This window comes from Flavihumibacter profundi (assembly GCF_020076305.1).
In the GTDB taxonomy this organism is placed as follows: Bacteria; Bacteroidota; Bacteroidia; order Chitinophagales; family Chitinophagaceae; genus Flavihumibacter; species Flavihumibacter profundi.
On record NZ_JAIQXE010000001.1, the window covers coordinates 1,543,003 to 1,563,426 of the forward strand.

Sequence of the window (20,424 nt, forward strand, 5' to 3'; positions counted from 1 at the left end):
ACTATCAATCAACAACATATGATTAATTCCCATATAAAATATTATATTCACCGTATTAAAGCAATTATTAACTACGGCTATAATAATACAGGGCAGCCTACCCTATCATCATTTTCAGGAATTCTATGTTGTCCTCACCCCGGAAAATATTTAAAAAAATTGCCAAATGGTTGTTATGGGTGATCACCATCCTGATTTGCCTTTTACTTCTTGTTTGGGGGATATTGCAAACAAATTGGGGACAAAGTACGCTGAAAGGAATTGCTGTAAACTACCTACAGAAAAAATTACATACAAATCTCTCTATCAATTCGATTGCCATAAAGTGGCTTTCACATATCCAGGTTAATGGTATATATATAGAGGACCAGCAGAAAAGGCCATTATTTCGCCTGCAGCGACTCGACATTGGTTATGATATTTCGCAGGTATTTTCAAAGCGTATAAGTATTCCTGTTATAGACCTAGAAGGCCTGCAGTTAAATTTGTACAGGAGTACCCAGGATTCGCTATTTAATTACAGTTTTATTACTGCGGCATTTGCCAGCAAAGAACAGGCCCCAAAAGATACAGCTGGCAAGGGATATACCATCCTGCCGGGAATTATTTCGGTATCGAAAATGGGGTTCACCATGGCAGATAAATTTGGCGGCCAGGAGTACACTGCATCAATCAATAGATTTCAAACAACAGTTGATCAACTTAACCTGAGAGGGATAGTTTTCCATACCCGCAATATTGTAGCTGATTCCGTTTATTGCCAGATTGTTTTAACTAGTGAAGGACATCAAAAAGCTCAGCAGGTGGATACTACAGCTACACCGGCATCGGTTATATTTGGCAGTGACTCTGTAAAATTTTCCCGCATCAATTTCAGGCTTGAAAATAAGTCGTCACAATTTATAGCCGATACAAAAATTACACTGCTTGCCGGCAATAAAGTAAAATACGATCTGCAGAAAATGTATGCTTCGGCCGCCTTCATCACATTGAATGACCATAACACAACAATACAAACAATCACCAATAAAAATGCGGAGCCAGCTGTTCAGGCAACAACTGTGCAACCAGGTAAACCATTTACTTTTTACGTTGGAGGAATTTCAATTAGTAATAACGCCTTTTCTTTCGATGACCAGGCTTTTCCAAAATCCGGGAAAAAAGAGCTTGATCCAAAGCATATTGCAATAGAAAAATTTTCCCTGGATGCCGCAAATATTGGCTATAATGGCTTTACCTACGCTGCCGACCTGAAGCAAATGAGCCTGGTGGAAAAAAATGGTTTCCAACTGGAAAACCTGAGTACAAATGCCCTGTATTCAGATACTGCAGTAAGCCTGAAACAGTTATATGTAAAAACAACCAAAAACCAGATCAATGCAGATGTCCGCGTTTCCTTCAAGGGGATTTCCCAAATCACCACCAGTCCGGAACTTACACACATTAATGCAACAATAAAAGATAGCCGGATTCAGTTAAGCGAACTACTATTCTTTCAACCCGGATTGAAAAAGAACAAATCATTCGCACCATTAGCTGGAAAAGTTTTTTATGCAAACACCAGTTTAAAAGGCAGCCTGGATAAACTGCTCATTCCGGAAATTTCCATAAAATCAGCACAAACAAGGTTGCTGGCCAGCGCAGAAGTTTACCATCTTCCCGATATCAAAAAACTGCTTATCAACCTCCGGCTAAAAGAGTTCAGCGGCACAAGGAAGGATCTCTTAAGTTTCCTTCCGCCAAATACTATACAGGATTCCCTTTTGCATTACATACCTAATACTTTTAGTATAAAAGGAACTTATAAAGGAACCCTTAACGACCTTTTTACAGATCTTCAGATTGCCACATCTGAAGGCAATGCCAGCATAAAGGGAAGCCTTAAAAACATTGCCGACAAAACGAATGCAGAATATGACCTGACTGTAAATACTGATGCAGTCGAACTGGGAAAACTTATGGAAGACAGCCTCTTCGGTAATCTTTCTGCTACTGTAAATGTTAAAGGGAAAGGATGGGATATCAAAACGGCTAATGCCGTTTTCCAAACTTATCTGCGGGAGGCTTATTACCAGGGCTATACCTACCATGACATAAACTTTTCGGGCAAGGTATCCGGCAATACACTGGATGCACATCTTCAATCAAGGGACCCCAATATTACAGTAAGTTCCGACACCTATTATAACATGGACAAACTCCATGGCAGTTTTAAAACCAACACAGTTATTGAAAATGCCAACCTCCTGAATCTTGGATTTTTAAAAGATACACTGGTTATATCAGGCCGCCTAAATGCAGATATCCCACAATTAGATACCGCCAAGACAAATGGGAACATACTGGCATCGGGATTAAGTGTTCAATTTGGCAGCAAACGATTTAATATCGACTCGGTACAACTTGATGCAGTATATGCCAATGACACCCAGCTTATTCAATTAACCACTCCTTTTGCCGATGCAACAATAAAAGGAAAATATACCCTAAAAAATATTCCGGCTGTAGCTAAAACCATTATCAACAGCTACCTATACACTAATAGTAATGATTCAGTTTATACCCATAAATTAGTCGCCAGGCTTGATGCAAATATCCATATACCTGATAGTATTGCTACCCTGTTTCCAAACCTGAAAAAAGTTAGTCCATTCAATATTACCGGCACAATTAATACTGATAGTTCATCGATCACTATATTGACGGAAATCCCGAAACTGGATTATATGGACTATGAAATTGATACCCTGAAAATTGTTGGGGTTAATAAACCAGGGCAAACCTGGTTCAAAGAATTGAATTATGGCATACTGGTCAACCAAATAAAAAGCCCATCGGTTAACCTGGCGAAGAGTACCATTACAGGCAGCATATTGCATGGGAAAATTAACGGGCGAATTGATTTATTCGATGAAAACCTCGAGCCAAAGTATTCCATTCCTTACAATATTACCAATGACCCTGATTTGCCTTACCTACACATGGAGGATTCATTGCTAATCAATAAACGCCCCTGGAAAGTAAATGACAATAATATCATTTACCTTAATACCAGTGCACTAAAGGGCAGTAACCTGGTTATTTCTAAAAATGATGAATTAATAAGCTTATCGGCCGATACTACAGTATTAAGCGGACTCCCATTAAAACTGGACCTGAAACAATTCAAACTGAAAAATATTTCGGAAATAATTATTTCCGATACTGCACTTGTAGAGGGAACTGTTAACGGAGGGATGGTAATGCAATCATTTGTTCCCTTTTCTTTCACTTCAGACATCACTATTGATAGTCTTCGGCTAAAAGGAGTGAATGCCGGCAATCTATCACTGAACGCTGGGATTGGAAATGAAAATATAATTAATGTAAATGTAGCCCTGAAAGGGTCAGACAACGATGTCACCTTATCAGGCACCTACCAGCCAAAGGAAAGCACTGCAGACCTGGCATTAAATATGAAGCAGTTTAGCCTGCGTAACATAGAACCATTTACAAAAGCATACCTTGGAAAATTATCCGGAGAGATAATCGGGGACCTTACAATAAAAAGTAAAATCAGTAACCCGGATATAAGGGGGATACTCAAAACACAAAATATAGAGGCAGTTTATAAAGATTTTGGCACTTATATTAAGATCCCGGCCGGCGAAGTGGTTTTTAGTGAAGAGGGGATCAGGCTGAATGAATTCAATTTTACCGATAGTGCCGGACATAAAGGTTTACTGGAAGGAAGTATACAAACATCAGGCTTCCCTAAATACCAACTCGACCTGAAACTTACCACCAATGGATTCCTCGCTATTGACAAAAAAAAATACCCCGACCAGACGATCTATGGTCCAGCTTCTGTGGATGCCCTGATATCGCTTAAAGGCAATGAAGAAGCCATTAATGTCGATGGCACAGTTAAGGTCCTTGACAATTCGAACTTTACATATATTAATACTACATCAGAAACGCAAAGACGGGGTGATGGGCTGATTGAATTTTTTGACCCTGCACATCCATCTGATTCATTAACTGTAATTAAGGAAAAGGAGAAGGCGTCGGCCGGTCCTAAAATTTCGGTGAATACTTATCTCACAATTACTCCAAGTAGCAATGTAAATATCGTAATGGATGAAACAAGTGGTGACAATTTGAAAATTAATGGAACAGCCGGACTGAATTTGTCCAGGAGTGCTGAAGGGAAAATAAGTTTAACGGGAAATTATACAGTAGAGAAGGGGGACTATGACCTTTCCATTGCCCAGATTATTAAGAAAACTTTCATTCTACAGAAAGGCAGCAGCATAACCTGGAGCGGCGACCCGCTTAATGCCGATTTGAACTTAACGGCCTTGTATAAGGTTAAAACAACTGCTGCAGAATTAGTAGGCGACATTCAATCAATTCCAGGTATAGATAAGCAAAAATTCAATGTTGAGGTGTACATGATGTTCACAAAGAAATTATCGAAACCTGATATCAACTTCCGGTTAGACTTGCCGGTAAATGAACGGGAAGTCTTTGATGGGATAGTGTATACTCGCATTAAGCAGGTGAACAATATTCCATCAGAATTAAATAAACAGGTGATGGGATTATTAGCCTTCGGCCAGTTTATTGCAGAAAATCCCTTCAGCAGTTTTAGCAGCACCACATCAACTGCTTTTGAAACAAGGGCATATGCTACTGCCGGACGCCTGTTAACACAGGAATTAACCGACCTGGCCGGCAATGCAGTGAAAGGAGTTGAATTTGATGTTGCGTTCGACGTATATGAAGACTATACCAGTGGTAGTTCCGAGCGTAACACAGACCTGAAAGTGGGTGTCAGCAAATCAATGGCTAATAATCGTTTGAAAGTGTATGTTGGAAGCAACTTTGCACTGGAAGGCCATAACCAGAATGAAAATGCATTATCCGGACTTGCGGGAGATATCATTGCAGAATACCAGCTGAGTTCAGATGGCAAATACAGGATAAAGGGATTCCGCATAACCGAGAATGAACTTACTTTTGAAGGAAATGTTGTTAAAACGGGTGTCACTTTTGTTGTAGTACTGGAATTCAACAAATTCAAAAACGCTTTTAAAAAGCAAAAGAATAAGTAATTGCTGTTAACAAGATACCATACTGGAATCATAATATTACTGGTATTAGCCCTGCCTTTGCTGTTACTCTCATCCTGCAGCACTACAAAATATGTTCCGGAAGGTGATAAATTATATACCGGGGCAAAAATAGTTCCTGTTGTTAGTAAACTGGACAAAAAAATAAAATTCGACCTTGAAAAGCATACCAGGCCTAAACCCAATACCAGTTTTCTTGGTATTAAATACAAGCTCCTGATTTTTAATGCCTTTAAAGAACCTAAAAAACCAAAGGGCTTTATTTACCAGATAAAACACAAATTCGGGCAGCCGCCGGTTTTATTGAGCGAGGTAAAACAAAAATCAGTAGAAACTAAGATTCAGCAGGAATTATTTGACATAGGTTTTATGAAACCTGCTGTAACCGGTGAAACAATTTCAAAAAACAGGAAAGCTTCTTTACAATACAATGTAAAAGCTGGCTCAAGGTATAAAATCAATAACCTGTTTTATCCATCAGACAGTAATGCTATTGGGCTGCTAATTAAAAAGTCAGCGGAGAATTCCTTAATAAAAAAAGGAGACTATTTTAACCTGAATACCTTAAAATCGGAACGAACCAGAATTGACCTGAGCCTGAAAGAAAATGGTTATTTTTTCTTTGAACCAGACTTCTTGTTTTATAAAGTAGATAGCCTGCACCAGGGCTTTACTGATCTCTACCTTACCATAAAACCCGAGATGCCGGCAACAGCAGGAAAAACCTGGAATATCGGCGATATTGTTATTTATGGAAATTATATCCTGGAAAAAGATTCACTCATCACACGGCAGGAAGGAAGGAAAGAGAAGGAATTTACGGTGGTTGATAATAAGGAAACGTATAAAACAAGTTTATACAAGAGGGCCATTATGATCGGTAAAGGGCAAACCTATAACAGGGATATTCATGAGCTGACAGTAGAACGTCTTATGAACCTCAATACTTTCAAGTTTGTGAAAATGTTGTATTCCCCGGTTCAGGACAGCACTTCACACATATTGAATACCCGTATTTATTTAACCCCGGCCAGGAAACAGTCACTCCGGCTGGAATTGTCTGGCACCAGCAAATCCACCAATTATGTTGGTTCGGAAATTTCGCTGAATTACAAGAATCTCAATTTATTTAAAGGTGCGGAAGTACTGGAAGCAAAAATATCCGGAGGATTCGATGTTCAGGTAGGAGGTAATGAATCATCTTCGAATGCGTACCTATTTGGCGCTGAAGTAACCCTAAGTCTCCCGAAACTTCTTCCCGGTTTCTGGGTCAATTCAAGCAAGGCAACTTATATGCCCAGGACATTATTTTCCATGGGAATTGAATACAACCAAAGGCCCGATTTATATACCATGAGATCCATGAGGACTTCCGTCGGCTATAGCTGGAAAAAAGGGAAAGCCATTGAGCATACTTTGCGCCTGATCAATATAAATTTTATTTATCCCAGCAATATAACAGAGAAATTTGACAGCATACTGACTGCGGACCCAACCCTTAGAGCATCCTATGAAGAGCAATTAATTATTGGCGCCTTGTACCGTTTTCAATATAATAATAGCTACCGTACCAAAAGGAGATTTAATTATGCATTTGACGGGCTCATCAGTTCTTCAGGAAATTTATCCAGCCTGATTATAAAAAGTGATGTTGATACAATAGGCGCTAAACAGTTAGGCAATGTTCCTATATCACAATTTATCAGGTTGCAGGCAGATCTCAGGGGCTATTGGCGATTGAACCCGAAGTTCGACTGGGCTAACAGGATCATTGCCGGGGTAGGATTTTCCTATGGGAACAGTGCAGTCATGCCTTACTCAGAACAGTTTTTCATTGGTGGAAGCAGTAGTATCAGGGCGTTTCGCATCCGGACCCTCGGACCAGGAAGTTATTATACAAAGGAAGAGGCTTATCAGGCAAACGAATCGGGTGATATAAAAACGGAACTGAATTCAGAACTGCGATACAATATGTCAAAATATATAAAGCTTGGGGCTTTTGTTGACGCGGGTAATATCTGGTTAAGAAATGAACCAGCAGACAAACCCGGCAGCGGGTTAAACAAAGGTGATTTTTTTAATGAAATGGCAGTTGGTGCTGGACTGGGTCTTCGCCTCGATGTTTCTCTTATGGTGCTGCGGTTTGACCTCGCAATGCCCTTACGGAAACCCTGGTATCCAGAAGGAAGCAGGTGGGTCTTCAATGAAATTGACCCGGGAAATAGTCAATGGCGAAAGGATAACCTGATTTTAAATATCGCGATAGGTTACCCGTTTTAGTTAATTTCCTTTAGCATTCTCAGGGTCTTCGGCTTCCTTGTGCTTTTCATGAACCGGGTAATTTCTATTTAGTTTTTCTTCCAGTTTACCCCGCTCTTTCCTGTTCACACGGAACATCCAGATAAACAGCACAATTAATAAAATGCCTGTCAATACAAAAAAAGAAATATTCATAGCGAACTGTTTACCCTGCAAAATTATCCGATTTAACAGCCTTATTAATGTATCCGCCACCTTATAAACACCTGGCCGTTTATTGGTTGCGCCTTGGGGCTTCCCCCGGAAGTTAAACTGGTAACCGGAATTAATACACCAGCACCCAAAGTGGCATTTCGGAAAGAATACCCTGCTTCTACCCTACCAACAAGAAATCCCGGGGCTATATAATTCCATAGTGTGGAAGACTTGTCTATACTTATTAATTCACCTGAAAGTTTAGCCTGATCGGAAGCCCTTACAGTTTTAATTTCCCCCAGGGCTTTGCTTTGCCATTGATACTGCAATCCTGCCCCAATTGTCCACCGCCCGGCTAAATGGTGATTATACAGCAGTGCCAGGCTAAATCCCTGGGAATTAATAAGGCTTGAATCTCTTATGACAAGCGTTGAATCTGTACCAGAATAGGTACCTGTGGAACTCGCTAATGTTTGGCTTCCAAGGTAGTATTTCGCGAATGCGTCAACTACAAAACGCAATTCATGTTTGGCTCCCCAATTTTTCGTAATCCAAATTTGCGGAATAAGTATTCCATATACCTGGCTTCCCCCACTGGCACCTGTAAATAAATTGTCAGTTCCCTGTATTGGCAAGGGAATATTCCATTGCGCACCATAATGAATGTCCTTAAAAATCCCTGCATTCTTGGTATTAACGGATAGTTTACCATTGCCACCGGATATTTTTTTCGCTGAATCCAGCAATTCTTCATTTATTCTTGTCTGTGATTTCTTTTCTGCTTTAGGGAACTGCGAAAAAGGATCATTCATCAATGCAGTATTACCAGCAGCAATATCCTTATCCAACCCATATGGAATAAAATAATCTGCTTCAGCAGCAATAGGAACTGGGTCAGGATTCTTATTCTTATTTCCGCCCTTATCCCCTGCAACTAAAAAAGCAGATGGTGGCGTCAAATATTGTCCTTGTTTTTTGCCTTTTTTATCAATTGGTACAATGGCCTTCTTTTCAAATGATTTAATAGCTGCCTTGTCATTTACTGGATTTACGTTGCGCTTTTTATTAACTAAGGTTAAACCTGTGGATTTCCTCAAATCTGGGTTATCCAAAACTCCATTACCTTTTAGTGTTCCAACAAGTCGGGTAGTTGAATCTTGCTTTAAAATACCCACCCCCAGGTTGCTATCAACCAGCCTGGTTATATTATTTGCGGAATTTCCTGGTTGTACAAAGGTTGCAACTGAATCCACCTTAACTAAGTTTTCGCTATCAGTCCTGCCTTTAACTCTTGTATTTTTAGCTTCCGCTGTCTCTTTCTGATTATTGCCTGAGGATACATTTGGAAGGTCAGCCCTTTTTTCTATTGGCATTGAAATGTTTAGAACTTCTTTTTGTTTAACTACCAGCCATATTGTGGCAATAATAAGCCCCAGGATAAAAATCCCACCCGGCCATTTCCAGTTTTTCCAGCCTGGCTTTTTTACTTTCACAACCGGCATTTCATCATCCAAACGGGCATGCATATCTGCCCATGCATTTTCTACATTAATACCAGGATCCGGATAGGACTTGTTTAATAATGGTTCATTATGTAAATTTTCGTCATGCACTTCTTTCAATTATTGGTGATTGTTCAAAAATTACTTTCAGTTTGTTGCGGCATTCATTCAGGTGCCATTTCACAGTACCATCTTTCAACTCCAGGGCTTCACCTATTTCCCTGATGTTATACCCTTCCAGGTAAAACAAGCTGCAAACCGCACGGGTACCGGCTGGCAATTTATCAAGGTATACATAGATATCTTTCCACTCAAATTGCCTGAATGGGTTAATTGTGGTATATACATTAAGATCATCCTTCAATTCAACAGTCAGGTTTGCCCTTTTATCGCGAACCAGTGTCAATGCAGCATTCCTTATTATTGTGTAACACCAGTTAAAAAACTCGCCCCTGGAAGGATCATATTGACCGATATTGCGAAAAATTTTCAACATTCCATTATTTAACGCAGTGAGGATATCATGATTGTCTGAAAAAAAAGTTTTGCACAAAGCAAAAAAAGCCGGGTAAAATTGTTTGTACAATTTTTCCTGGCTTTTTCGGTCATTCACCCTGCAGCCCGCTATGATATTTTTAAGGTCTTCCAAAAATTCAGCTTTTTTTATACATCAGGCAGCAACTTAATTTACGGACAAAGGAGAAATGGTAACTCCGGATGTATATGGCCATGTAAACGAATAACCATTCCCTTCTTTTACAAAGCTACCAGAATAGGTTGTACCATTCAATTTGATATCAAACCCGTGTGTTCCTTCTGAAACCGGGTAGAAAAATAACTGTGCAGCTGCTTTTGCTTTTCCGACGGTGCAATATGAAGTAGGAATGCTTACCCCTGTGAATTCAATGGCGTAATCATTGCCGTTGTGGTCATAATTATACAGCAGGTAATGATTCAGGCAATCGTAATCATCTTTTGAAATTACGGAAATCACAAGCCCGGAATTACCCATTGAATCAATGACTGAAGGCGTTAAAGCGAACTGGTCTCCTACCAGGGTTACAATTGCAGATCCCTGGCTGTTTTCACCGGGATTATAAATACTATCGGTAACAGTTACACTTGTTGTTGAATATAAGCCATTAGCACTTGCTTCAACAGTATAAGTACCTGCCTGCCCAAATAAAATAGACGCACTGCTACCACTGGCATTGATTTGAACTGCTGAAGAGGGGCTAACCTGCCAGTTCACCCGGGCAATAGTGTCTGCACTACTCACATGGAAAACCACAGGTTCACCCATTTTGATTGAAGTAGATTTGGATGCCTTTATAGAAAGACTTGATGAAGAATTTTCTTTTTTACAGGCCTGGAATACGAGTCCAATTGCAAGTATTGCAAGCAGGAAATGGAGTTTTTTCATATTTATACCTTTTTCAAATTATTAATGTGATTAACACAGTCGATCGCCTTGTTAATAGATAAACTACAAGGCAGTTTGAAAAGGTTGGCTAAATAAAAGAAAATATTAAAAAACCTAACAACGCTCCAGCACAACTGCATATCCCTGCCCCACGCCTATGCACATAGTCACCAATGCATATCGCTTTTGCTGCTTTTGTAATTCTATAGCTGCAGTTTGTATTATACGTGCGCCCGTCATGCCTAATGGGTGGCCCAGGGCAATAGCCCCTCCATTCGGGTTAATCCGCGGATCATCATCCTTCAATCCCATTTCCCTGATGCAGGCAAGGGATTGTGCGGCGAAGGCCTCATTCAATTCAATGATATCTATATCATTTAGCCGCAATCCGGCCCTGATCAATGCTTTTTGTGTTGCTTTTACCGGTCCTATTCCCATAATCCTGGGTTCTACGCCAACAACTGCAGAAGCTACGATCCTTGCTTGGGGCTGAAGCGAATACCACTTTAGCGCCTCTTCCGAAACTATGTACATAGCGGCAGCACCATCATTCAATCCTGATGAATTACCCGCTGTAACACTCCCCCCTTCCATCCTGAATGCAGGTTTCAGGGTTGACAACTTTTCCAGTGTAGTGCCCGGCTTCATGAATTCATCAGTTGCAAACTGAAGCGCTTCATTTTTCTTTAGGGAAACTTCCACCGTTATGATCTCGTCCGCCAGCCTGCCCGAATCACAGGCCTTAGCTGCTTTAATTTGCGAGTTGAAGGAAAAAAGGTCCTGGTCTTCACGGCTGATCTGGTACATTTCCGCCAGGTTTTCTGCCGTAACGCCCATGGCATCGGTACCATATAATTTTTCCATGAGAGGATTCACAAAACGCCAGCCAAAACTGGAATCAAACATCTGCGCATCATTACCAAATGGTTTGGATGTTTTTGAAATAACCCAGGGCCCGCGGGTCATGTGCTCAACACCGCCAGCAACGAATATATCTCCATCACCAGACCGGACAGCCCGCATAGCTTGTATTACTGCAGACATTCCGCTGGCGCATAACCGATTTACCGTTTCTCCGGGAACGGTATAAGGAAGTCCGGCAATCAGCAGCGACATCCGGGCCACATTCCGGTTATCATCACCAGCCTGGTTCACACAACCAAAAATCACATCGTCAATCCGGTCAACCGGAATCCGTGGATTACGTGCAACCAATTCCCTGATCACTAAAGCGGCAAGGTCATCTGCCCGGACAGTAGAAAGTGATCCACCAAAACTACCAATGGGTGTCCTTATGCCATCAATTATATATACATCCATAGTATGAAGTTATTATGAAATCAAGATATTACGGGAGATATCGGGAACCCGGAATTTTCCTGAGGCAACTATAGTCTGTAGTGATGAAGGCAATTGGATCACCAGGGAGGCCGTCCCACATAAAAGTTCTTCATTCCAGCAGTTTTAGCTGCATTAAGAATGGGTGTAAAATCGATATTACCGACGCATGCCGGTAAAATAACTTCCCGGTTTGCATTCAGGTCTTTCGTATGCTAAAGGGAAAACTGCCATGATCCTGTTTGAATTATTCAACCTGGTCTTTGCCGGCTTTAATGACCCAGGCCAGGTCGAAATCCATTTTAATGATATTGGCATGGACTTCAGCCAGCAAAAAGGCCGTTATTTTATACCCAATGGCAGCGACTTTCTTTAATCTGGCTTCAACATCACTAATAATGATATTAAATATAGTAAATAACTGAACCCTTTTTGCATGCTCAGCCTTCTCTTCAGCATAACATACCTTTCGCAGTTTTATACCATCCCCACTAAATGTATTTAAAAAATATTTTTATAGAAATAATGTAGTGCCTATTTCAACTAAGCAGGATTTTAGATTAGAATGATTTGTTTCGAATACCGTACAATTAATCATACTAATGAATATCAAAATAATTATCCGTTTAACCAGCAGTTAACCAAAAACAAATTGCTTCTTTTTACATTTACGTAACCTCCTGCACTTTCACTCATTTTTCATGAGTAACCTCATAATACAAAATGAGCAACCTCACAAAACATGCTACGATACAGTAATTGATATAACTAAAAAAGTATAAAATCCTAAAACACAATGAAATACTTAAAAATCACATTTATACTATTATGCATCAACGTTAGTGTAAATGCACAAACAAAAGGAAGTGCATGGGAACCCCCGAAAGAAGCCGAAAATCTCAAAAACCCTTATCCGGCTGATGCGGCCATCTTAAGTGAAGCAAAAATAAATTACAACACTTACTGCACCCCCTGCCATGGCGATAAAGGCAAAGGTGATGGTGTTGCCGCAGCGGGATTAACCATTAAACCAGCAGACCATTCTTCAGCATTAATTCAGAAAAAAACAGACGGTGCCCTTTACTGGGAAATGAGTGAAGGACATAATCCAATGCCAGCTTACAAACAAACACTCACAGAAAAACAACGATGGGAACTCGTAGACTACATTAGGACCCTTGCAAAAAAACCCAAATAATTAAACTGATTATATGAGAAAGCTACTGCCTTTAATCATTCTGCTATTCCTGCAAATACTAACCTATGCACAGGATGCTTCTACCGCCACAAAAACCTCACCCGGCTCTAACAAATTTGTTGTTTATGGAAATGCTGAAATGAGTTTCATGTCCAACAGCGATTCAAAAGGATTTGGCGAGGTGAACTTTAAACCCATTTTCCTTTGGCGGATTTCCCCCAAATTGTTTGTGGAGGCAGAGGCAGAAATAGAAACAGGTGAAGGTAGTGTTAACCTTGGATTGGAATATGCAAATATGAATTATATGGTTAACCAATACCTCACATTACATGCCGGTCGTTTCTTGCCAAAATTCGGTGCCTACCGTGGCCGGTTGGCCGAAGGATTCCTGAACCGCTTTCCTTCAAACCCGGCTGGCTTTGGTGACGGGGGCATCGGTGCATCAGTGGAAACAGGGTTCGGTGCATTAGGCGCACTTCCTTTTGGAAGCATGAAAGTACTTTATGATGTGTATGTTGTTAATGGATCACATTTGCTTACAGATACTGCAAATGCAGGCCAATTTGATTACGAAGCCTATATTCCCAACAACAAAACTATGGCAGTGGGTGGTAGAATAGCCCTGGTGCCATTTGCCAAATCGAACCTTGAGGTAGGATTCTCCTATCAAAACAAATCAGGCACAGGTGACCTTGGAACAGTAAATGAAAAGGTTAGCCTGAGCATGCAGGCCGTTGACCTTAACTATTTTGAAAATATAAAACCTATTAAAAGCACATTGCGGATAACAGGTGAATACAGGCACCAAAAAGTTGGCGATAATGCTGTTTACTTAAAAGCGGATGGCGAAACCCAGTACAGTTTTGCTAACTCACCTTCTGCATGGTATTTATCAGGAAGTATCAGGCCTTCTCTGGTAGACAGTAAATTTTTCAGGAACTTAGAAATTGCTTACAGGTATTCAAACTATCAAAGGCCCAAGGATGCACCATGGGGTGGATCCAACCTTACTTCCAATGAATATGCCCTGGATTACTGGCTGCATTGGAACAGCCTCTTAAAAATAGCTTACCAGGTAAAGGACCAGGAGCCTAGCACCTTTTATGCCTCAGTAGTATTTGGTTTCTAATGTTTAAATATAAATAGCATGAAAAAGTTAATCACCTATATAGTTATCATTGCAATTTTCATCACAGGCGGTACAGCCCTGACAGGCTGTTATGTATCTTCAAAAGTTGCCAATAAATCCGGCGCGCAGTTATGGGGAGAAAACTGCAATCGTTGCCATAATGCGCCTGGACCGGGGGAATTCAATAACGATAACTGGGACATTATTGGAACGCATATGCAGATAAGGGCAAATCTCACTAAAACAGAAGTGGACAAGATTACTGAATTCCTGAAAAGTGCTAATAACTAAAAACAAAAGCCCGCAGGAAAATCTTGCGGGCTACCTTTTGTTATTGTTTATCCAACCATAAATACCTTTCCCGGTTTTTCTCCAAAACAGCACTGGTATTTACATCTATATGCATAACAAGGGCTGCCTCATTGGCCTTTATCGGCTTCCACAAGGGCACACCCAATCCATTTGGATTCCCCGTCTTTATAAAATTGGCAAAGTAATCCTGCATAATGGCAGACACTTTATAATCTTCCGGTTCCCATACATATGATTTATTGCTGGAAAGGTTTCCCATCGCATATTCTATTTCGGCGGAATGCACAGCCCCCTCTTTTCCACGTGGTCTTGTATAGAGATACCTGTATACTGGCCTATGTCCGGTCTGGCTATGTATATCTGCCCATTTCCAGGTACCGTATCCAATGAACCGGTCACCCGCGAGATCAGTTGCCACTTGTTGTACATCTGCATCAGTTGCCGCGTTATATAACTGCAAAACTTCAGCAGCTTTACTACCATATAATTTCTGGACAGCTTTTGCGAAATTCTCTTTCGTGGGCTCATCTTTTCCCAATAGTGCCTTGTAAGTCATCTCCTCGGCATTCCATCCTACCAGCAATGGCACCAGCGACTGCCCTCCGGCTGCAAATACCTGCAACGGTGACTTAGGGAAAAAATAGCCATCGACCGTTATTTTGAACAACTCCCATTCATGGTTAGCTGAAAGCTCGAGTACCTGCTCTGCCGGCATTTTTCGTAATTCAGCAAGCGATGCAGCTTTAGCCAATGCCGCGAATTTCACCCCATTTTGCTCGGCCTGGGCAAGTGGAACAGCGGATTCCTTTCCTAAAAGAGAACCACTTTCACCTATTGCACCCGCAATAAGTTGTTTGGATAATGGAGAAGCCATTTGCGCACTTACCGAAAAGGAACCAGCTGATTCACCAGCAATGGTTACCCGACTGGGATCTCCACCAAACGCCGCGATATTTTGATGCACCCATTGCAGGGCTGCTGCCTGGTCAAGCAATCCATAATTGCCGGATGCATGGTGTGCTGACTCTTTAGTCAACTCCGGATGCGCAAAAAATCCAAATACATTCAACCGGTAATTTACTGTTACCGCCACGATGCCTTTTCGGCTCATACTTTCACCGTCATAGCGCAATTCTGAACCATCCCCGGCCATCATGCCTCCACCATAAAAATACACCAGAACTGGAAGGCGCTCTTTGCCCGACCGAGAAGGAGTCCACACATTCAGGTAAAGACAGTCTTCACTCATGCCATCTGAGCGGAAAGCCATATCGCCAAAAATAGGTCGCTGCATGGCCCGTGGACCGAACTTACCTGCCTTACGAACTCCCTTCCAGTTTTGCACTGGCTGCGGCTCCCTCCAGCGAAACTGGCCCACAGGTGGCGCTGCAAAGGGAATCCCTTTAAATGAACTGATGCCTGATTCACGCAGGCCTTCCAGTGTACCATTGGCAGTTTTAACCATTAGCAGGGTGTTTTCTCCCGCTTCTTGTGCTTTAACCATAGGAATAAAAAAGAAGGTGATGATGCCCGCTAAAAAATATTTTTTCATACTTACTTACATTATTTGGTTGAACTCCAGCCGCTCTCCATCCGGCCCAAGGATATTAAAATACTTACAGCCATTTTTCCAGAAAGAAAGGAATACTGGTTGCTCTTCCAGGATAGTATAGCCGCTGTTTTTCAATATTTCAAATGTGGCACCTATATCGTCTACATCAAAAGCAATATGGTCAACATGACCATCTTTCCGCAACCTGATTTCTGATAGTTGCTTTTCGGGCATCTGGTATAATTCTATAATAATATCCTTTTGTTGCATCATGATGCAGGTGCCATTTTGGCCGTCAAACTTAAAGCCGGACTTCAAGACATTATTAAATCCCAATGACCTGTAAAATAATTCGGACACTTCAATATTGGTAACAGGTATACCGATATGCTGCAGCTTATTTATTTTGATTTCCTGTTTCATTTAAATATTTCCCTTAACTGGTCCATAAATTTTTATGTATAAAATCGTTCCTGAATTTACCGTTCGGGTCGTACTGGTTCACGAGGTTTTTAAAATCGGACAGTCTTTCTATGCGTGACTGTAATACCGCCGGAGGCATGGCAAATAATTTCGCCCAATGCGGGCGGGCGTTGAAAGGGGCGAGTTGTTGCTCTACCATCGGCAGGAGCCCGTTTACGATTTCTGTCTCCTGCTTCCATGTGGTATGGATGGCCAGGCAATCATTTTTATAGCAGGGACTCATCCACAGATCATCTCCCTTAATTGTACGGATCTCAGAAATAAACAAATGCGGGGAAATTTTTTCGTGCAGGGTTTCCACGGCCATCATCGCTTCATAACCCCTTTCTAATGGTACAAAATACTCCGCCTGCAATTCCTTGCCTGCACTGGGTTTGAAACCCATTTTAAAATGCGGCATCCGCTCATACCATGGACCGGCAACACCCATTTGAGGTGTACAATTTTCCGCAGGCTGATCCGCTACCGGGTGCATATTCCGGGTGGCCAGCGTTGCGCCAAAAAATTCAGCAGGCATGGACGCAGCCCTTGGGTCATCAGCGCGCATCTTGATCCAGACTTCATTCACATTTTTGTTCTTCCAATCGGTAAAGAGACTTACACTGTAGCCGCTGGAAAGTATGGCATACATGTTTTTCTCCAACTCCCGCATTGGCAGGTTCAGGTAAACAAACTGTTTCATTTCGAATGTGGGCAACAGGTTGAGTGTGATTTTGATTACTACACCAAGGGTGCCTAAACCAACCACCGCTCCCGGGAACTGGTCTCTATCATTTTGCCTGGATAATACCACAAGGTCGCCACTGGCATTCACAAACTCAATGGCTGATACAGCAGTTGAAAGGTTACCACTTGCCATACCGGATCCATGTGTGGCAGTTGCACAGGCGCCTTCAATCGTAATATGTGGAAGGGATGCAAGATTATGCAGGGCATACCCGTTTTCATGCAGGTATGGTGCCAGTTCACCATAACGCATTCCCGCTTCAACAGTAACCGTATGATTACTCTTGTCTAAAGCAACTATATGATTCATTTCCTGAAGGGAAACCTGGTTCGCTGTGCTGTCGGCAATTGTATTAAAGGAATGCCTTGATCCAAGGGCCCGGAGTTGTTTGCATTTTCTTACGATATCCTGCACCTGCCCTACCGTTTTTGGGTAATGTACATGTGTTGTGCTATAGGTAAGGTTTCCCGACCAATTGGATAATGGCTGTTCGCTCACTGCTTGTTTGTTTGTTTTACATCCGAAATATGGCAACAATATAGTACCACCCAGCAATACGGAAGATGTCCTGAGAAATTCTCTTTTATCCATAAAATTACTGTTAGTGGAATTTACATCTTAAAAACATAAAATACTGTATCAACTGCCATCCTGGGAAATCTTCCAGGCAATTGCCCGGCGTCTATCCTTGTAAACCCATTCTTTTCATAAAAGCGATGCGCTGCTTTCAGTAACTCAACCGTCCCAAGATAAACTTCCCGGCCTTTGTGGCCGGATACCCAATCCAGGGCCGTTTTCCACAACTTTTGCGCAATACCCAATTCCATACCACGGTATGCTTTGGCCACGAACATCTTCCGAAGTGCAAAACCACCACCGCCAAAATCAAGTAAGCCTATAGTGCCAACAACTTTACCATCCAGGCATGCAACCCAAAAATTACCCTCGCCTATAAAATAATAGGAAGGGATATCCAATAGGTCGGGCTGGTCAGCTGCCGTAACCGGAACACCAAATTCAATTTGCTGGATGGTAAGGATTAAGTCTATAACATCCTGTGCCTGGGAGGCAACAAAGCGTTGTATGAAAATCATGCAGTTTTGGTTAATACCAGTAAAATTAATGCACCTGGAATGATTTGCTTAGGACAATGGTGCCTTCATAATTTTTTACTGCAAACAAATAATTCCCTGGCTTCTCCGGATTAAACTGAAAATCCATTGTCTGGCCAATTGTTACAGATTGATCTGCAGCAAGCTTTTGGGTTTGCTGGTTAACAGCAAGTTCAGCGCCGTCCCTGGCCATTTCACGCCATTTAAATGGAAGCCCGTTTAGCAAAAGGGAAACATTTAAATCAGGCCCAAGGGCAGTAATATTGATTATCCTGAAACGATAGTTCATACCTCTTTGCAGCGTTACTGTATCAATATTCATTTTCCCATTCAGGAAAAATAAACTGGGAACTATATTTGTACCGCCCTGGCCGATAACAAATATTTTTTCCCTGACGTTGCTGAATTTTTCCCCCGGCTCCTTTACGATCAGGGCACCATACATTCCCTTCAGCAACTGCATGGTGTGCATATGGGTATGGTAAATAAATGTGCCTGCCCTTGGTGGCGTCAAGTGCACTATAAATGAATCGCCTGGCATGATCATCGGTGCCAATTCACTGCCCCTGTTTCCCCAACCAGCTACACCATCAAAATAACTTTCAATTTCGAGCCCATGCCAGTGAACAGTTGTTGCCTCGGGCAAATGATTGATTATTTTTATGGAGACTGGCTTCCCCCTTTCAAGTATTAGTGGCGGACCAGGAATACTTTCCTTTGCATCAGTCAAAATATTACCTTCCCGTATTACAAATCCATATCCCGTTAAGGTATCATACCAGTTTTTCTTTTCCTGCAGGATCATCGTAATAGAACGTTCAGTGCTTTTCAGTTCAGGCTTTGTACTAATTTTTTCAAGTGATGGCGTAATATTTATTCCCATAATAAGTCCCCCCATGCCATTCCTCGCATGTGTTGTAATATCATTCATCTGCTGCTCTGTCATCTCTGCTGTTTCCCGCAGGAATGACCCGGCCATCATATGAACCAGCGTATGGCAATGGAACAACCAATTGCCTTCCCGCTCCGGCGTCCAGGTAACCGAAAGGGTTTCATGGGGCAGCATAAGTTCCGTTACAGCCAGGTAACGGTCTTTTTCTTTGAAAACATTATCGCTGTTTCCATTTCCCCGGCTGTTTACCGAAAAATAAAAACCATGTAAGTGCATCGGATGCACCTGGTTACTGGCATTGATCAGCCTCCAGTGAACCGGCCGGTCTTTTGGATAACTCAACCGCTCTGTATAAGGCCACGTAAGTCCATTCAATGCGAGCTCCTCACGGTCAAATGTTGCCTGGCTGTTTATGGTATCATTCCAGATACTTACCATCAGTATCCTTTCTTCCGGGTCTGGTTTGGTATTTGGCGGGTCTACTATGAATGCCCCGAATAGCTGGCTGTCCTCAAAAAATGGCAAGCCAGGGGAACCAGTTTTAAGCGTTCCGTCAGATGCCCAGTAAAAATAAGTTCCCGCCTTTCCTGCTTTGAACTGTACCTTATATTTTTTATTAAACGGAATGGAAACACTGTCGCCGGAATTTGCGTTGTGGGTGTGGAAACCTCGTAAAACCAATGGTGAACCAGGTATCGTATTTTTTATTTCAGCATTGATGATAGTCCCTTCAGGAACCCGTATAAGCGGGCCGGGCAGTTGCAATGGCTTGTCTGCTTCTGCAAAAGCATGTACCCGCAATCCATTCCCATCATGCGTTTCAGGATACCAGGTACCTGTGCGGGCCTCCAGTCTCAGGTAAAGAATTCCATTTCGCATTTCTCCGGCAGGATTCCGGTTATCATTTATTGCTATTTCCCCTGCTGATCCATTAAGCGTTGTTTTGGCGCTGCTTAATGCCTTCCCGCATGAAATGATATTTTTCTTTCCATACCATGGACCGGAAAAATCATTCTGGGAATTGGAAAATTTAAACGTACTGGGAAAAAAGAGGAAAATAGAATAGCCAGATACTAGAAAGAACTTCTTCATGGCAATCGGCATTATCCCATAATATACGCAATTATAATAATGAATATTCTTATAATTTCTCCACAATGGGTGTTAGAAACCGATAGAGGACTACCA

General features: G+C 41.7%; 16 protein-coding genes. 6 read left to right on the top strand and 10 right to left on the bottom strand.

Features of this window, described 5'->3' with window-relative positions:
* Positions 1-125 precede the first annotated feature (125 nt).
* On the top strand, positions 126-5,096 hold the full coding sequence (locus LAQ65_RS06680; protein ID WP_224116172.1) for a translocation/assembly module TamB domain-containing protein: 4,971 nt from the start codon (positions 126-128) through the stop codon (positions 5,094-5,096).
* The gene (gene tamL / locus LAQ65_RS06685; RefSeq protein WP_224116173.1) at positions 5,097-7,394 is read left to right on the top strand and encodes a translocation and assembly module lipoprotein TamL; all 2,298 of its coding nucleotides are present in this window, start codon (positions 5,097-5,099) and stop codon (positions 7,392-7,394) included. It begins immediately after the preceding gene.
* On the opposite strand, the gene LAQ65_RS06690 is transcribed toward tamL, so the two are convergent.
* The 5 genes from LAQ65_RS06690 to LAQ65_RS06710 all read right to left on the bottom strand — a co-directional run bounded on the left by LAQ65_RS06690 (position 7,395) and on the right by LAQ65_RS06710 (position 11,813).
* Positions 7,395-7,568, bottom strand: a complete 174-nt coding sequence (locus LAQ65_RS06690) for a hypothetical protein (RefSeq protein WP_224116174.1) — start codon at positions 7,566-7,568, stop codon at positions 7,395-7,397.
* 44 nt (positions 7,569-7,612) lie between these two features.
* Positions 7,613-9,181, bottom strand: coding sequence for a hypothetical protein (locus LAQ65_RS06695; protein WP_224116175.1), 1,569 nt, complete (start codon positions 9,179-9,181; stop codon positions 7,613-7,615).
* Positions 9,174-9,683, bottom strand: a complete 510-nt coding sequence (locus tag LAQ65_RS06700) for an RNA polymerase sigma factor (protein WP_224116770.1) — start codon at positions 9,681-9,683, stop codon at positions 9,174-9,176. Before LAQ65_RS06700 ends, LAQ65_RS06695 begins: the two co-directional genes overlap by 8 nt.
* Before the next feature lie 69 nt (positions 9,684-9,752).
* A complete protein-coding gene (locus tag LAQ65_RS06705) occupies positions 9,753-10,493 on the bottom strand; it encodes a PKD domain-containing protein (RefSeq protein WP_224116176.1) in 741 nt (246 codons plus the stop codon).
* A gap of 114 nt (positions 10,494-10,607) precedes the next feature.
* Complete coding sequence (locus LAQ65_RS06710; RefSeq protein WP_224116177.1) at positions 10,608-11,813, bottom strand: acetyl-CoA C-acyltransferase; 1,206 nt, start codon at positions 11,811-11,813, stop codon at positions 10,608-10,610.
* Positions 11,814-12,024: 211 nt separating this feature from the next.
* Here LAQ65_RS06710 and LAQ65_RS06715 point away from each other — a divergent pair, with 211 nt between their 5' ends.
* From LAQ65_RS06715 to LAQ65_RS06730, 4 genes are all read left to right on the top strand, one after another.
* Positions 12,025-12,207, top strand: a complete 183-nt coding sequence (locus LAQ65_RS06715) for a hypothetical protein (RefSeq protein WP_224116178.1) — start codon at positions 12,025-12,027, stop codon at positions 12,205-12,207.
* A gap of 420 nt (positions 12,208-12,627) precedes the next feature.
* Positions 12,628-13,029 (top strand): c-type cytochrome, encoded by a 402-nt coding sequence (locus tag LAQ65_RS06720; RefSeq protein ID WP_224116179.1) that lies wholly within the window; start codon positions 12,628-12,630, stop codon positions 13,027-13,029.
* A 13-nt stretch (positions 13,030-13,042) separates the two neighbouring features.
* Positions 13,043-14,158, top strand: a complete 1,116-nt coding sequence (locus LAQ65_RS06725; protein ID WP_224116180.1) for a hypothetical protein — start codon at positions 13,043-13,045, stop codon at positions 14,156-14,158.
* An 18-nt stretch (positions 14,159-14,176) separates the two neighbouring features.
* The gene (locus tag LAQ65_RS06730; protein WP_224116181.1) at positions 14,177-14,449 is read left to right on the top strand and encodes a cytochrome c; all 273 of its coding nucleotides are present in this window, start codon (positions 14,177-14,179) and stop codon (positions 14,447-14,449) included.
* Between the two features lie 40 nt (positions 14,450-14,489).
* On the opposite strand, the gene LAQ65_RS06735 is transcribed toward LAQ65_RS06730, so the two are convergent.
* From LAQ65_RS06735 to LAQ65_RS06755, 5 genes are read right to left on the bottom strand one after another with little or no spacing between them, the layout of a single operon-like run.
* Positions 14,490-16,022: a carboxylesterase/lipase family protein gene (locus LAQ65_RS06735; RefSeq protein ID WP_224116182.1), complete on the bottom strand. Its 1,533-nt coding sequence runs from the start codon at positions 16,020-16,022 to the stop codon at positions 14,490-14,492.
* 6 nt (positions 16,023-16,028) lie between these two features.
* Positions 16,029-16,445, bottom strand: coding sequence for a VOC family protein (locus LAQ65_RS06740; RefSeq protein ID WP_224116183.1), 417 nt, complete (start codon positions 16,443-16,445; stop codon positions 16,029-16,031).
* A gap of 13 nt (positions 16,446-16,458) precedes the next feature.
* Positions 16,459-17,823 (bottom strand): FAD-binding protein, encoded by a 1,365-nt coding sequence (locus LAQ65_RS06745; protein ID WP_224116184.1) that lies wholly within the window; start codon positions 17,821-17,823, stop codon positions 16,459-16,461.
* A gap of 20 nt (positions 17,824-17,843) precedes the next feature.
* Positions 17,844-18,326: a GNAT family N-acetyltransferase gene (locus LAQ65_RS06750; RefSeq protein WP_224116185.1), complete on the bottom strand. Its 483-nt coding sequence runs from the start codon at positions 18,324-18,326 to the stop codon at positions 17,844-17,846.
* A gap of 25 nt (positions 18,327-18,351) precedes the next feature.
* Positions 18,352-20,328 carry a multicopper oxidase domain-containing protein gene (locus LAQ65_RS06755; protein ID WP_224116186.1) on the bottom strand — a complete coding sequence of 659 codons (1,977 nt, stop codon included), beginning with the start codon at positions 20,326-20,328 and terminating at the stop codon, positions 18,352-18,354.
* Positions 20,329-20,424: the final 96 nt, after the last annotated feature.

What these genes read in the sequence shown, in the direction of transcription:
- LAQ65_RS06680 (WP_224116172.1), top strand. Translation starts at nt 126, where the DNA reads ATGTTGTCCTCACCCCGGAAAATATTTAAAAAAATTGCCAAATGGTTG.
- LAQ65_RS06690 (WP_224116174.1), bottom strand. Translation starts at nt 7,568, where the DNA reads ATGAATATTTCTTTTTTTGTATTGACAGGCATTTTATTAATTGTGCTG.
- LAQ65_RS06705 (WP_224116176.1), bottom strand. Translation starts at nt 10,493, where the DNA reads ATGAAAAAACTCCATTTCCTGCTTGCAATACTTGCAATTGGACTCGTA.
- LAQ65_RS06710 (WP_224116177.1), bottom strand. Translation starts at nt 11,813, where the DNA reads ATGGATGTATATATAATTGATGGCATAAGGACACCCATTGGTAGTTTT.
- LAQ65_RS06720 (WP_224116179.1), top strand. Translation starts at nt 12,628, where the DNA reads ATGAAATACTTAAAAATCACATTTATACTATTATGCATCAACGTTAGT.
- LAQ65_RS06725 (WP_224116180.1), top strand. Translation starts at nt 13,043, where the DNA reads ATGAGAAAGCTACTGCCTTTAATCATTCTGCTATTCCTGCAAATACTA.
- LAQ65_RS06730 (WP_224116181.1), top strand. Translation starts at nt 14,177, where the DNA reads ATGAAAAAGTTAATCACCTATATAGTTATCATTGCAATTTTCATCACA.
- LAQ65_RS06735 (WP_224116182.1), bottom strand. Translation starts at nt 16,022, where the DNA reads ATGAAAAAATATTTTTTAGCGGGCATCATCACCTTCTTTTTTATTCCT.
- LAQ65_RS06740 (WP_224116183.1), bottom strand. Translation starts at nt 16,445, where the DNA reads ATGAAACAGGAAATCAAAATAAATAAGCTGCAGCATATCGGTATACCT.
- LAQ65_RS06745 (WP_224116184.1), bottom strand. Translation starts at nt 17,823, where the DNA reads ATGGATAAAAGAGAATTTCTCAGGACATCTTCCGTATTGCTGGGTGGT.
- LAQ65_RS06750 (WP_224116185.1), bottom strand. Translation starts at nt 18,326, where the DNA reads ATGATTTTCATACAACGCTTTGTTGCCTCCCAGGCACAGGATGTTATA.
- LAQ65_RS06755 (WP_224116186.1), bottom strand. Translation starts at nt 20,328, where the DNA reads ATGAAGAAGTTCTTTCTAGTATCTGGCTATTCTATTTTCCTCTTTTTT.